The following is a 13,419-nucleotide window of genomic DNA, read 5'->3' on the forward strand; positions in this document are numbered from 1 at the left end:
GCCGCACATTCTGGACATTTGTGTGAGATAAGAGGAAGCTCTATATGTAAACAAAGTCGCTCATCCACTTCCTCCATTTTCATGATGTTTACTTCTTCAAAACCAGGCAACATTATGGTAGAATTCATTATGCACGTATCTCCAATCTTTACTTGTTTCTCGACAATTCAAGTATAAAAGACTGGGCGATTACGTGCATTTTTTATGTCTTCTAATTGTGTAAGAACCCCAACAAATATTATAGAACCTGAAAATAAACGATTAAGACCCTTTTTTGTAAACGAAAAAGGACCCCGATTTGGAGTCCTTTCTACACGTTTTAGCCCTTCCCGATCCCATTTACAATCATCTGAACGGTCATCTCGATCTCCTTCTCATCATTCCAATCGGCTTCAGGAAGGAAAAGGTACCGAACGATGAGTAAGCCGAATATGCTTGTGGCTGAAAATCGTACGACAGCGGGTGAGGGCAGGTCGATAATCTGCCCCTTCTCTTTATAATGATCAACGAGGCGAACAAACTTTTCGAATACCTTTTCAGCGATATGCTCCCTGAACTGTTCTTTCAGCTCAGGATGAAAAGGGATTTCTTGTATCAATATTTTAAAAGCGGTCATGTTCTCTTTCAGGAACTCCTGGCGATTCAATATCATCGCTTTCAGGAAATCTTCGTACCGGTCATATTTGGCATCAAGCACTTTATTGAGATCACGGATTACAAAGGGAGCGATCAGTTTCGCCATCGTAGGGGATACAATCGAAAGAAGCAGATCCTTCTTCGTTTTGTAATGCCGGAAGATGGTTCCTTCTGCGACGCCTGCCTTTTTGGCGATTTGACTGGTGGAAGTGGAGGCGTAGCCTTTTTCAGCGAACATCTCGATGGCTGCTTCCACGATCTTCTGCTGCTTTTCTGTCAGTGATTCTTCTTCCTCGAACAACTGTTTAAATATATTTTTTTCTTCAGACATGATTAAACCCCTAACTTGTCGTTCATTCCTACCCTATATTTTACGGTATTTTCTGAGGGCTGCAACATTAAGGACGATAAAGAGTAGAGAAAAACCGATCAGCACGGATAGATCAAAGAGCAAATCCCCAAGTCCATAGCCCCGTATCATGACATCCCTTAAAGCATCGGCAGCATAGTATAGCGGGGTGATGGGGCCGATCCAGCTCAGCCACTCGGAGATGGTATCTAAATTGAATAATCCCGAGAAGAAGATCTGAGGAACCACGACGATCGGAATGAACTGCATCATCTGTAATTCATTTTTTGCAAATGCGGACAGCAATATTCCGAGAGTAAGAGCCGTGAATGATAAGGAGACAATGATGATCAACACATTGACAAAGCTTCCTTTCATCATCATATCCAGGACGTAAATCGAGTACCACGAAATCAGGGATGCCTGAAGGAGCGTCACGATTCCGAAGCCGATGACGTAACTGACGACCATCTCCCAGATTTTAATGGGAGAAGCCAGCAGTCGTTCAAGGGTCCCCGTTGTTCTCTCTCTTAAAAATGAAACGCCACTTATTAAGAAGACGAAGAAAAAGACGAAAAATCCAAGGAGGACGGGTCCAAAGGAGTCAAACATCTCCATATCCTTACTTCCGTGCACATACTTCACTTCACCTTTTAGGTCTTGTGAACTGGAAGGGAACAGGGTCTGAACCTTTTTCATGACGGCTCCATTGACTGCGGGATCACTGCCTTCGATGACAATGGATGGTGAAGTGGGGTCTTCGAATGAAATGTACCCATCCAATTCCCCGTTTTTAATGTCCTTTAAAGCCTTATCGGGGCTGGAGTATGATTGGAAATCCTGAGTATCGAATTTCGACTGCAGCTGCTTTGGGAGATCCACGACCGCTACCTTGGCCTCATAGTCATCAGAGTTAAAAACAAGGGAAAGCATGCTGAGAATCAGGAGCGGGGCCAGAAACATCAAGGCCAATGTACGTTTATCCCTGAGGAGCTGCTGAAGGATACGGATGACAAATCCTTTAATTCTCAATGGAAACACCTCCGTTTTTCAAAAATACATCTTCAATCGAAGAGACACCGTAGGATTCTTTAATCGCAGCCGGAGTGTCACTTGAAATGATTTCCCCATGCTGAAGAAGGCCCAGCCGGTCGCATTTTTCTGCTTCATCCATGACATGGGTCGTAATGATCAGGGTTCTTCCTTCTTGTTTCAGACGATGGAAGCTATCCCAAATTTCCTTTCGCAAGACCGGATCGATCCCGACGGTCGGTTCATCCAAAAATAAAACCTCGGGATCATGTAAGAGGGCGATGGCAAGGGAAAGTCTTCTTTTCATTCCTCCTGAATACTGATGGACAGGTTTATCCAGGTGATCCAGAAGGTCAACAGTCGTCATCACCTTTTCGATTTGTTCTTTTCGTTTTGTTTTCTTCAATCCATAGAGGGAAGCCATGAATGATAAGTTTTCCTTTGCCGTCAGCTCATCATAAAGGGCATCGGATTGAGCCATATATCCAATAGAGGGATACAGCTCTTTCGCTTTCAGCTTGTTCCCTTTGAAGGTCAAGCTGCCGGATGAAGGTGTTTCGAGACCGATCATGAGTTTAATCAACGTCGTCTTACCCGAGCCTGAAGGGCCTAACAATCCATATATATCCCCTTTTCGAATATCGAGAGAGACGTTTTTCAAGACTTCTTGAGAGCCGAAAGATTTTGAAAGCTCGTTTAATTGAATGATGGTGTTCACATGAATCACACCTTTCAGTTAATGATGAGTGATTACTCACTTATAATATAAGGTATGAGAGTGGTTTTGTAAAGTGAGTAATCACTCATTATTATATTCTTCCCATTTATTTATAGAAGAGTTCACATAAAAAAAGAGCCTGAGCAACGGCTCAGACTCTTCTTCCCACATTATTTTACGTTGTCATTTTCCCATTGATAGCTCCAGAATCGTTCAACAGTGACCCATTTCAATGATTCAGGGTCATTCTGCTGAATCCCTTTTTCAAGATCCTTCAGCATCCAGGCCGTTTGGGAGATATGGGCCTTCATGGCACCGATTTTTTGGTCTTTTACCGGTGTGATATCAACAAAGATATCGGGTTTGCCCAATTCTTCTTCACAATTCTTAGAGAATGCCAGACAGTGAAGCTTCGGTCTTGATTCTTTTGGAAGGCGTCTGACGGCACGTACCACTGCTCTTGCAGTTGCTTCATGATCCGGGTGGACGGAGTAGTCAGGGTAGAACGTGATGATGAGGGACGGATTTAATTCTTCGATCAGCTCCGTCACCATATTTGAAAGCTTTTCATCATTTTCAAATTCAAGGGTCTTATCCCGGTAGCCCATCATGCGAAGATCCTGTATTCCCATCACATCGGCGGCCTTTTGCAGCTCTTTTTTCCGGATCAGGGGAAGGGATTCGCGGGTCGCAAAAGGCGGGTTCCCTAAGTTCCTTCCCATTTCCCCTAATGTGAGGCATGCATAGGTGACGGGCGTTCCATTGTTCACGTGGGTGGAAATGGTCCCTGATACACCAAATGCTTCATCATCCGGGTGAGGGAAGATGACAAGTACCTGTCTTTCTTTTTCCATTTTGACCTCTCCTTTATTTATAGGTTGCAGTAGATTAATTGAAAGGGGTTGGACTGATTTCAAGGGCAACGGCAAGCTTTCCGTCCCCGCCATGTCCTGCAAGCAGCAATCGTCCCTGTTCATCGAATTCATAATGAGTCAGTCCCTCGGCATAAATCCAGCCGAGTTCGATTTTCAGGCCGACACGGTATGGTCCGTCCCCGATGATTTTTCCGTGCTCATAGTTCACTTTTGCGTTACGTATATAGGCTCCCGCGGAGAAGAAGCCTTCATTGAAGTGTGAAGCGTATGCTCCATTGGTAGTTTCTAAGTGTATATAAACGTCCTGACGGGCAAGCTGGGTGATGATTCCCTGCACATCGGCAATCTTGATTGGTTCCATTCTTTTTCCTCCTTAAATACAGAAAAGACTCTTAACCATTATGTACTATCTTACTAAAATTCATGAGTGAATGCGAAAAGTATGATTGAGGAGAAAGGGGAGGCGCGCGTGGTGAGGTCCGTCCCTCAAAAAAAGGTGCCAGGCACGATTGGGTTCATTCGTGCCTGGCACCTGGCCAGGAGAGTATTATTTATTGAAGTGGTTGTAGGCTCCGTGCATGACGGGCCCGACGTATTCGTTCAGTTTGAAACCGTGTTTGATGGCTGCAGTGACGAAGGATTTGGCATTCTGGACCGCTTCTTTCACGTCTTGTCCGTTGGCAAGGTTTGCCGTGATGGCAGCTGCGAACGTGCATCCTGCTCCGTGGTTATACGTTGTTTCCACTTTTTCTTCTTCAAGCAGGGTGAATTCATTTCCGTCAAAGAATAGATCCAGTGCTTTGTCGTGCTGTAGTTGCTTTCCGCCTTTGATGACGACGTTTTTCGCTCCCAGGTCGTGAATCTTTTTGGCTGCTTCTTTCATTCCATCAATCGTTTTGATCGGACCGGTCTCTGCAAGCTGACCTGCTTCGAACAGGTTAGGGGTGACCACGGTCGCGCGTTGTAAGAGGTGTTCCCTCATGGCGACGGTTGTTTCAGGGTTTAGTACTTCATCTTCCCCTTTACACACCATGACTGGATCAATGACAACTTTATTTAAACCGAATGCATCGATTTTTTTTGCTGCAAGCTCGATGATCTCGACCGTGCCGAGCATCCCCGTCTTCATGGCATCGATTCCGACAGATAGGACCGTTTCCAATTGTGCTTCCAGTGTATCGAGGGGTAATGGGTGAACGTTGTGGTGCCAATGGTTGTTCGGGTCCATCGTCACGACAGTGGTAAGGGCCGTCATCCCATATACGCCATGCTCCTGGAATGTTTTAAGATCTGCTTGGATCCCGGCGCCTCCGCTTGTATCGGAACCGGCGATCGTGAGTGTTTTTTTCATGGGCTGCATTCCTCCTGTGAATTCGTTTCATTGTAAAAGTCTGACTAAAGAATATAATATCGGGCGGGTAAATACAAATTGTTTTCACTCTAGATGACGACAAAAAAGACGCCGGATAAAAATCCATCGACGTCTTTACAGCGGTCTTACAAACTTAGAAAGGCTTTGCGTTATTATCCTTAGCTTCTTTGGAAGCCACGATGACAAGCTTGCCTTTATCGAGTTCTTCCTCATAAGCATCTGCTTCTGCCTGGTTCATCCCCACGGATTTCATTTTCGAACGCAGTTCATCTCCGCGGCTGTTGAACATATTCCCCATGGATTCAAGGATTCCCTGCTCCTTAATACCGGTTGATTCTGTATTGGTCGCCTCAGTGATGTGTTTAGAACGATGTTTGTCATGAGCGAATACGTAAATGTCATCTTTCGTATACCCTTCGCTTGTGAACATTTCGATTTCTTTTTTCGCTTCTACTACGTTTTCGACTGTTTGCACTTTATACATGATTCATACCTCCATGTTTGTTTTAATGTCTTGTCCCTTCTTTTCCCGGTAGTGCCAAATTCAAACTTTCCAAAATATAGAAGTAGAATAATTGTTTCCAAGATTCTACATTATTTCCTATAATAGAAGAGAGGAAGGTGAAGGGTTTGACAAGCCAATACAAGAAAATACGAGAAATGGAAGCGATTTTGGCAGATTTGAAGGAGACTGAAAGACAAACAGGAGCCTCTTTGGCCATTGAAAATAGAAGAAGCAGGCGACGGGGACGGGGATTGATCCAAACACTTCTGGCTTTTTGGAAGAGGAGAGTGGTGATCTTTCTGGTCGTGTTCTTGCTGGTGGCTGGAGCAGCAGCGATAGGGGTCAACTCCTGGTTATCGGGCTCTACGTTTACAGAAGAAAAGGGTTCATTTGTGGAACGTATCCAAGAGATGAGTTCGCTGGCTACGGCTCAAGGGTTTGTGAAGGCCGTGATCGAGCAGGAGGATAACCAGTTATTCGGGAAAGAAATCAATGCGGACCTCCCCGGTACGAAACGGAAGTTGCTGATGGTCGTGCCCGGGACGGTCCTTGCCGGGGTGGATTTACAAGAGATCGACGACAAGGATATAGTAGTGAATGAAGAGAAGAAAGAAATCAGGCTCACGCTGCCCCGGGCGGAGATCCTTCAGGAGCCGTCCATCGATACGGACAATATCAAGACGTTCTCAGTGGAAGGGATCTTCCGGAATGATGTGGACTGGAATGAAGGGTTTGCCCTTGCGGAAGTGGCAAAGGATCAAATCAGTCAGGAAGCGGTCGAACAGGGGATTCTACAGGCAGCTGAAAAAAATGCTGAGAAATCATTGAAGGGTTTCTTTGAACAATTAGGGTACGACGTGACGATTGAATTTCAAAACTAGAAAGGGTGTCTCTAAGTGTCTGCGATTTTTCAAAATGATTGGGCACACGTTCTGGAAGATGAACTTCAGAAGGAGTATTACCGGGATTTACGGGAATGGCTGAAAGGGGAGTATCAAACGACCCTCACTCATCCACCCATGCACGATATTTTCAACGCTTTTCACTATACAGCCTATGAGGACGTAAAGGTTGTCTTACTGGGGCAGGATCCATATCATGGAGCAAATCAGGCAGAGGGTCTGAGCTTTTCTGTTAAAAAAGGGGTGAAAATCCCTCCCTCCCTGCGAAATATGTACAAAGAGCTTCAGGATGACCTGGGATGTCCGATTCCCGAACATGGCTCACTGGTGAAATGGGCCGAACAGGGTGTCCTTCTATTAAATACAGTGCTGACCGTTGGGGATGGCAAGGCACACTCCCATAGAGGGAAGGGCTGGGAACGGTTCACTGATCGAGTCATTTCCTTACTGAATGAACGGGAGAAGCCATTGGTGTTTTTGCTATGGGGGAAGCCTGCCCAGGCGAAGCAGTCGTTGATTGATTCATCCAGGCATTACATTGTCACGGCTCCGCATCCAAGCCCATTATCGGCCCACCGCGGCTTCTTTGGAAGCAGACCTTATTCAAAAACGAATGCGTTCCTTCGTGAACAGGGAATGGCAGAAATCGACTGGTGTGTAGAATCGTGATGTTTCACGTGAAACACTGAGGGAGGAAGCTTGGTGAAAAAGGAAGAAAGGATCAACTGTTTTCAGTGCCAATATTTTTATACAACGTGGGAGCAGGCTCATCCGCGGGGATGTAAGGGCTACGGATTTAAAACAAAAGCGATGCCTTCCCTTGTGGTTTTTCAATCCTCTGGGAGTCCATGCATGAAATTCAAGGCGAAACAAAGATGATATTTGCGAAATCCTTCAATAAGAATTAGGATAAAGACGTACATACTGTAGACCTTGTGGAAGGAGTCAATCATTGTGAATATCCCACATCAATCATTAATCAAGAAGATCGAACATGAACTCGGTAAAGCGAAGTCTGCTGAAAAGTCCCAGCAGATCCGTGAGCATGTTTATTCAATAAAAGCACTATGTGAAGTGTTGCTGGAGGAGAACAACGGAGCATCCGCTCAAGCCACGTTTTCCCAACCTCAGCAATCCATGCCGTATTTCCAGGAATCACAGCCAGTTCAGAAGCCCGTTTCCATTCAGAAGGAAGAGCCTCTCGAAACGGAAGACGGAGCCAATGGCAATTCTTTATTTGACTTTTAACCTAGGAGGTTCATCATGAAAACTTTTATCATTATCGGTGCCATCAACGCCTTTTTATCCGTGGCACTTGGAGCTTTCGGTGCCCACGCATTGGAAGGGAAGATTTCACAGAAATACATCGATACGTGGAATACAGGCGTTCTTTATCAGATGTTCCATGCAATCGGGATCATCATCGTCGGGGTGCTGATGGGAAATGTCACACCAACATCCCTCCTTTCCTGGTCAGGCTGGCTGATGCTGATCGGAACGATTCTTTTCTCGGGAAGCCTTTATGTACTGAGCATCTCAGGAGTGAAAATCCTCGGGGCGATCACCCCGCTTGGAGGAGTCAGCTTCCTCGTCGCCTGGGTACTCTTGATCGTATTCGCAGCGAAGACATTATAAACAGAAAGATACCCTGTCAGGAAGTGGATTTCCTGACAGGGTATTTTTTTAGCGTTGGGAATAGCTTTGCATGGAGCCACCCGCACCATATGGATATTCATACTCGATTTCTTCATCAAATGTAATGTAATCAAGATAAATCATCGGAATGAGGTACCGTGTGCCGGTTTGTGGATCGCTCAGGATAAGGTGATCCCGGCCGGCGGCTTCAATGATCCCCTTGAACACCTTCGCATTCCATTCCTTATTATTTTCAAACGTCGTATAAACCGTCGCGACTTTGCCTTTATTCAACCTGAGAATATTCTCGATATACGACTCTTCGATCGGAAGCATTCCCGGAACATTTTGAGTAGGTGCCGGGGCATTCGTAGGGGAAGGGATTTGATACCCTCCACCGCCTTGCTGCTGGGGATAGTATTGTCCCTGACCTTGCCCACCACCGTAATACTGACCATAAGGATTATAAGCAGATTGATTATACCCTTGATATGGGTTTGATTGTTGGTTCGCCAAACCGAATACCTCCTTTAAGTAAGATTAATATACTTTCGGACAATCACCTTGAGTGGGTTGAAAGAAACAGTGGGACTTGAACCGCCCGGCGTTTGACTGGTTATACCACTCGGCGGGACAATTCCCGGCCGGCTTAAAGAACCAAAGGGAGTAAGACGCAGGGTGATACCTGCCACCTTTAATGGTCTTCCGTGCCAAATCGATCTCCTTCTGCCGGGCCCGCTGATAAAAGTAGCTTTTCTGGGTGGCCTCGAATCCACCTGGACTCTGGAACACCATATCCTGAAGATTGGCCAATTTCTTAAAGTCAAGGCAATCGGACCGGACCCGGTTCACACCGACATTCCCCACCATAAGCATTCCTTGCTGTCCTTCACCCTCGGCCTCAGCCCTCATCAATCGAGCCAGGAGCTTTACTTCCTTCTCGTTATAAGGAATAACAGCCATCTTCCCACCTCACTTTAGAAGATGCTATGTCTCACTAGTTCATGTCTATGTTGTGGGGGAAAAATATATTCTTGTGTTTTTTGAATGAAGGAGTGGGAATAAATAGTTTGTCTTAAGATGAGTGGTTGTTTAATAAAGTGGACCGTTCCTTTCCGCTCCAGGCACTTGCTTTCCGGCGGGGAGGAAGTCAAGCCTCCTCGGGCTTTGCCCTGCGGGGTCTCGACCTTTCCTCTATTTCCCGCAGGAGTCAAGTGCCTTCCGCTCCAATCCACTATGTGCTTTTACATTTTCAGTGCCTTCTTTCGCAGGAGACTTTACGATTCCCCTTACCAGCTTGAGGGAAGTACGTATTAGAGTTTACTAGTGAGGAAAGTACGATCGAAAGAAAACAGCCGCGCAAAAATCGAACAAACTACATTTTGAAAATGCTGTTTTTGGATTCACAGTTGAACTTATATTAAATTACAATAAGAAACTCATGCTTATAAAGTTGATTGAAGTGGAAGGTGCTCGACTCCTGCGGGAAAAGCTGGGCAGGTGAGACCCCGGAAGCGAAGCTGAGGAGGCTCACCGCCAGCCCCGCGGAAAGCGAGCACCTGGAGCGGAAATCAACCAACACCTCCCTCATAATAAAAAAACGACAAGCCACAATGACTTGTCGTCTTTCAATTATTTAGTTCACGTGAAGGAATTTTGAGATAGCTTCTTCTTTTAACAGGTTTCCTACGTAGAAGGCACCGAATTCACCGAAGCGGGCGCTTACTTCGTCAAAACGCATTTCGTATACGAGCTTTTTGAATTGAAGCACATCATCGGCGAACAGAGTGACACCCCATTCGTAATCATCAAAACCAACAGAGCCCGTAATGATCTGCTTCACTTTACCTGCATATTGGCGGCCGATCATTCCATGACTTCTCATCATGTCACGACGCTCTTCCATCGGCAGCATGTACCAGTTATCATTGCCCTGGCGACGCTTGTCCATCGGGTAGAAGCAGACATGCTTCGCTTTCGGAAGGATTGGGTAAATGCGTTCCTGAACGTATGGATTTTCGTAAGGATCTCCCTCTGAAGGCATGTAGTTACCAAGTTCCACGACAGAAACATATGAGAATGTCGGGATCGTGAATTCAGCGATTTTCAGCTTGTTGAATTCATTTTCCAGCTCATTTAATTCTTCCATTGTCGGACGAAGGATCATCAGCATGAAGTCCGCTTTCTGCCCAACGATCGTGTAAAGAGCATGACTTCCTTCTTTTGCATCCTGAGTACTGTTCAATCGATCTAAGAAACGGTGGAACTCAGAGATCGCCGAGGCTCTCTCTTCACTCGGAAGCATCTTCCATGAAGTCCAGTCCATCGCGCGAAAATCATGCAGGGAATACCAACCATCTAATGTTTGTGCCGGTTCTGCCAACGTAATCACTCCTTAAAGTACTTTTTCCAACTTTACTATATCATAGTTTCACCCTGTAGTAAGAATACAAAACACAATGTCGCTAAAATGGCACAAATGGTGGATAGCAGGGAGATTTATGGAACACACTATCCTCGTAGATTGTCATAAATGCTTACGATCATTCAGGATTGGGTAAAAATTATTTGAAAACAAAGACTTTTATGCTGAAACCGGTGTCATTACTCCTTTTCCTTGAATTCCTCAATGAGAAGAGTATTCTAAGATTGGATATGTATAAATCAAGGAGGTTCCTCTATTGAGCAACTTATTTACAACATTAACGGATAAAGTAAAAGGCAAAGAGTTAAAGATCGTTTTCCCTGAGGGGACAGACGAACGCATTCTGACAGCAGCATCCCGTTTGTCTGCTGACGGTATCCTGACACCGATCGTAGTAGGAAATGTAGATGAAGTGAATGCCAAAGCGGATCAGCTGGGTGTGAAGCTTGACGGCTGTGACGTTGTCGACCCTGCATCATTTGCTGGAATGGACGAGCTTGTGAAAGCATTCGTGGAACGCCGTAAAGGAAAAGCGACCGAAGAAGATGCGAAGAAGATCCTCTTGGACGGCAACTACTTCGGTACGATGCTCGTTTACACCGGTCAGGCTCACGGACTTGTAAGCGGCGCAGCCCACTCAACGGCTGACACGGTTCGCCCGGCTCTACAAATCATCAAGACGAAAGAAGGCGTCCGCAAAACGTCCGGTGTCTTCATCATGGTACGTGAAGACGAGAAGTATGTATTCGCTGACTGTGCAATCAATATCACACCTGACAGCCAGGATCTAGCTGAAATCGCCATCGAGAGTGCGAAAACAGCTGACATGTTCGATATTGATCCACGCGTTGCGATGCTGAGCTTCTCGACAAAAGGATCGGCTAAATCACCTGAAACAGAAAAAGTGGTAGAAGCCGTATCCCTTGCAAAAGAAAAAGCACCGGAACTGACTGTCGACGGTGAATTCCAATTCGACGCTGCCTTCGTTCCATCCGTAGCGGAGAAAAAAGCACCTGGTGCCGACATCCAAGGTAACGCCAACGTATTCGTATTCCCGAGCCTTGAAGCAGGAAACATCGGATACAAAATCGCTCAACGTTTAGGAAACTTCGAAGCAGTAGGCCCGATCCTTCAAGGACTGAACGCTCCTGTGAACGATCTTTCCCGCGGTTGTAACGAAGAAGATGTGTATAAGCTTGCATTGATTACGGCAGCTCAGGCGCTGTAAGGAAGTAGATGTATTGGGAAACCGGATCCTTTAGGGGGTTCGGTTTTTTTGTGTCATAAGATTGTCCAACCCCGTTTTAAGAAACCCCACCATTCTATGATATAATGAGCTCGCATGTTGTAAGTGAAGGAGAAACGTTATGGATAAGGAAAAAGCATATGCACTGCTCCGTCAAGACAGATGGAGAGTGATTGATCAATCAAGTTTGGGACCGATGTTCGGGGCCCTGCAGTCGTTTGCCATGGACGATACATTGTGCACGGTGATCGGAGCAGGTCAGTCTGATCCGACCGCACGCTCATGGGTCCACCATCAAACGGTTGTATTAGGTATTCAAGATACAAAGCTGCCGTTTCTTTCTGATGCCTTGGAGGTGCTGGAAGAAGAAGGCTATCGATATATTGTACGAAACTCCGGGGGCCTTGCGGTTGTACTGGATGAGGGGGTCCTGAATCTCTCATTGGTTTTCCCTGATTCTGAAAAAGGCATAGACATTAACCGTGGCTATGACGCTATGTGGCTGCTCGTAAACGATATGTTCAAAGAATTTGACGTGGAAATCGAAGCGAAGGAGATCACCCAGTCCTACTGTCCCGGCAGTTACGATCTCAGCATCAAGGATCGGAAGTTTGCAGGGATCTCCCAGCGGAGGATCCGGAACGGGGTTGCCGTTCAGGTGTACCTTTGCGTCAATGGAAGCGGTTCTGAGCGGGCGAGGCTGATTCAGCGTTTTTATGAGACCGGATTGAAGGATGGTACGTCGAAATTTACATTCCCGGAGATTGCCCCTGAGGTGATGGCTTCTTTATCGGAGCTCCTCGGAGTCGAATTATCGATTCAAGATGTGATGCTCCGCTTCCTGCAGTCGTTAAAAGGATTCAGCGGCGAATTTTACAGCAGTGCCCTCCAGGGAGAAGAGTATGGGATGTACGAGATGTATTATCAGCGGGTCGTGGATCGAAATGAGAAAGTGTTGGGGTAACGGGGAGAGCTGGACTTCGGTTTATATCGGGGACCGGCTTTTTTTGGATGGAATTGTAAAAAGACGCAATTATTAAAATAATGACGCAATCACGGTTTGACCCCCTAATTACTGACGTTTTCTCCAAGGGTCTTACTTGTTCTTAGTTTTTCCTTCTTCGCTTTTATGAAGAAGGAAAAACCTTTATTTTAAAGGCTTAAAGCCATTTCTTCAGGAAAACCACTATCTTTGTATTTCTCATGAAACTTCAAGGGTGACATTCTTCCAAGGCTTCCGTGATATCTACGGTGGTTATAGAATTCCATAAACTCATCAATTTCGTAATATGCTTCTTCAAAATAGGTAAATTCATATCGCCTGAATAAATCACGTTCCAAGATACTAAAAAAGGATTCGATATAGGCATTGTAGTTTGGTGATCTTGGAGGAATCCGTTCATGAAAAACGTTGTTTTTCTCACAAAACTCCCCAAATAGATTACTAATAAATTGCGGGCCATTATCTGTTCTTATCACAATGCAATGGCCATTAGAATCATCTATGACCTGTAACTGTCGTCTAATAATGGCTTCATTAAGCATTCCTGTTATATCTTTGGCTGTACACCTTGGTCCTCTGTAATATCCAACGATGGAGCGATCGAAGACATCAATGGCACATGCCACAAAGAAAAATCTTCTGCTTCCAACGATGCTTCCGTACTTAATATCAAGCTGCCAGAGTTGATTAGGGGCAGTGATGATACGGTTACGAACCAGGC

17 protein-coding genes are annotated in these 13,419 nt (G+C 45.6%); 6 read left to right on the top strand and 11 right to left on the bottom strand.

Going from position 1 to position 13,419, the window contains the following annotated elements:
* Positions 1–319: 319 nt before the first annotated feature.
* The 7 genes from AM506_RS18860 to AM506_RS18890 all read right to left on the bottom strand — a co-directional run bounded on the left by AM506_RS18860 (position 320) and on the right by AM506_RS18890 (position 5,466).
* Positions 320–967: a TetR/AcrR family transcriptional regulator gene (locus AM506_RS18860; protein ID WP_060674275.1), complete on the bottom strand. Its 648-nt coding sequence runs from the start codon at positions 965–967 to the stop codon at positions 320–322.
* A 33-nt stretch (positions 968–1,000) separates the two neighbouring features.
* The gene (locus tag AM506_RS18865) at positions 1,001–2,017 is read right to left on the bottom strand and encodes an ABC transporter permease (RefSeq protein ID WP_060674277.1); all 1,017 of its coding nucleotides are present in this window, start codon (positions 2,015–2,017) and stop codon (positions 1,001–1,003) included.
* Positions 2,007–2,735 carry an ABC transporter ATP-binding protein gene (locus AM506_RS18870; protein WP_060674280.1) on the bottom strand — a complete coding sequence of 243 codons (729 nt, stop codon included), beginning with the start codon at positions 2,733–2,735 and terminating at the stop codon, positions 2,007–2,009. The genes AM506_RS18865 and AM506_RS18870 overlap by 11 nt, the downstream gene beginning before the upstream one ends.
* 170 nt (positions 2,736–2,905) lie before the next feature.
* Positions 2,906–3,589, bottom strand: coding sequence for a bacillithiol biosynthesis deacetylase BshB2 (gene bshB2 / locus AM506_RS18875; protein ID WP_034765006.1), 684 nt, complete (start codon positions 3,587–3,589; stop codon positions 2,906–2,908).
* A 34-nt stretch (positions 3,590–3,623) separates the two neighbouring features.
* On the bottom strand, positions 3,624–3,971 hold the full coding sequence (locus tag AM506_RS18880; protein ID WP_034765008.1) for a YojF family protein: 348 nt from the start codon (positions 3,969–3,971) through the stop codon (positions 3,624–3,626).
* 186 nt (positions 3,972–4,157) lie between these two features.
* Positions 4,158–4,961, bottom strand: coding sequence for a pyridoxine/pyridoxal/pyridoxamine kinase (pdxK, locus tag AM506_RS18885; RefSeq protein WP_060674282.1), 804 nt, complete (start codon positions 4,959–4,961; stop codon positions 4,158–4,160).
* A gap of 154 nt (positions 4,962–5,115) precedes the next feature.
* Positions 5,116–5,466 carry a general stress protein gene (locus AM506_RS18890; protein WP_060674284.1) on the bottom strand — a complete coding sequence of 117 codons (351 nt, stop codon included), beginning with the start codon at positions 5,464–5,466 and terminating at the stop codon, positions 5,116–5,118.
* A 146-nt stretch (positions 5,467–5,612) separates the two neighbouring features.
* Between AM506_RS18890 and AM506_RS18895 the strand changes: the two genes are divergently transcribed.
* The 4 genes from AM506_RS18895 to AM506_RS18915 all read left to right on the top strand — a co-directional run bounded on the left by AM506_RS18895 (position 5,613) and on the right by AM506_RS18915 (position 8,024).
* Positions 5,613–6,368, top strand: a complete 756-nt coding sequence (locus AM506_RS18895) for a DUF4230 domain-containing protein (protein WP_235576156.1) — start codon at positions 5,613–5,615, stop codon at positions 6,366–6,368.
* Between the two features lie 15 nt (positions 6,369–6,383).
* Positions 6,384–7,058, top strand: coding sequence for a uracil-DNA glycosylase (locus AM506_RS18900; protein WP_060674286.1), 675 nt, complete (start codon positions 6,384–6,386; stop codon positions 7,056–7,058).
* A gap of 285 nt (positions 7,059–7,343) precedes the next feature.
* Entirely contained in the window at positions 7,344–7,637 is a 294-nt protein-coding gene (locus AM506_RS18910) for a YwdI family protein (protein ID WP_060674290.1), read from the top strand.
* A 15-nt stretch (positions 7,638–7,652) separates the two neighbouring features.
* Positions 7,653–8,024 (top strand): DUF423 domain-containing protein, encoded by a 372-nt coding sequence (locus AM506_RS18915; RefSeq protein ID WP_034765025.1) that lies wholly within the window; start codon positions 7,653–7,655, stop codon positions 8,022–8,024.
* A gap of 48 nt (positions 8,025–8,072) precedes the next feature.
* On the opposite strand, the gene gerQ is transcribed toward AM506_RS18915, so the two are convergent.
* From gerQ to hemQ, 3 genes are all read right to left on the bottom strand, one after another.
* Positions 8,073–8,540: a spore coat protein GerQ gene (gene gerQ / locus AM506_RS18920; protein WP_060674291.1), complete on the bottom strand. Its 468-nt coding sequence runs from the start codon at positions 8,538–8,540 to the stop codon at positions 8,073–8,075.
* Positions 8,541–8,564: 24 nt separating this feature from the next.
* A complete protein-coding gene (locus AM506_RS18925; RefSeq protein WP_060674293.1) occupies positions 8,565–8,987 on the bottom strand; it encodes a cell wall hydrolase in 423 nt (140 codons plus the stop codon).
* 673 nt (positions 8,988–9,660) lie between these two features.
* On the bottom strand, positions 9,661–10,407 hold the full coding sequence (gene hemQ / locus AM506_RS18930) for a hydrogen peroxide-dependent heme synthase (protein WP_034765034.1): 747 nt from the start codon (positions 10,405–10,407) through the stop codon (positions 9,661–9,663).
* Positions 10,408–10,705: 298 nt separating this feature from the next.
* Here hemQ and pta point away from each other — a divergent pair, with 298 nt between their 5' ends.
* Positions 10,706–11,677, top strand: a complete 972-nt coding sequence (pta, locus tag AM506_RS18935) for a phosphate acetyltransferase (protein WP_060674296.1) — start codon at positions 10,706–10,708, stop codon at positions 11,675–11,677.
* Between the two features lie 139 nt (positions 11,678–11,816).
* Positions 11,817–12,659, top strand: a complete 843-nt coding sequence (locus AM506_RS18940) for a lipoate--protein ligase family protein (RefSeq protein ID WP_060674298.1) — start codon at positions 11,817–11,819, stop codon at positions 12,657–12,659.
* 188 nt (positions 12,660–12,847) lie between these two features.
* Here AM506_RS18940 and AM506_RS18945 read toward each other — a convergent pair whose 3' ends face one another.
* Positions 12,848–13,417: a DDE-type integrase/transposase/recombinase gene (locus AM506_RS18945; protein ID WP_082386447.1), complete on the bottom strand. Its 570-nt coding sequence runs from the start codon at positions 13,415–13,417 to the stop codon at positions 12,848–12,850.
* Positions 13,418–13,419: the final 2 nt, after the last annotated feature.

It is taken from the genome of Rossellomorea vietnamensis (genome assembly GCF_001305855.1).
GTDB classification, from domain to species: Bacteria; Bacillota; Bacilli; order Bacillales; family Bacillaceae_B; genus Rossellomorea; species Rossellomorea vietnamensis_A.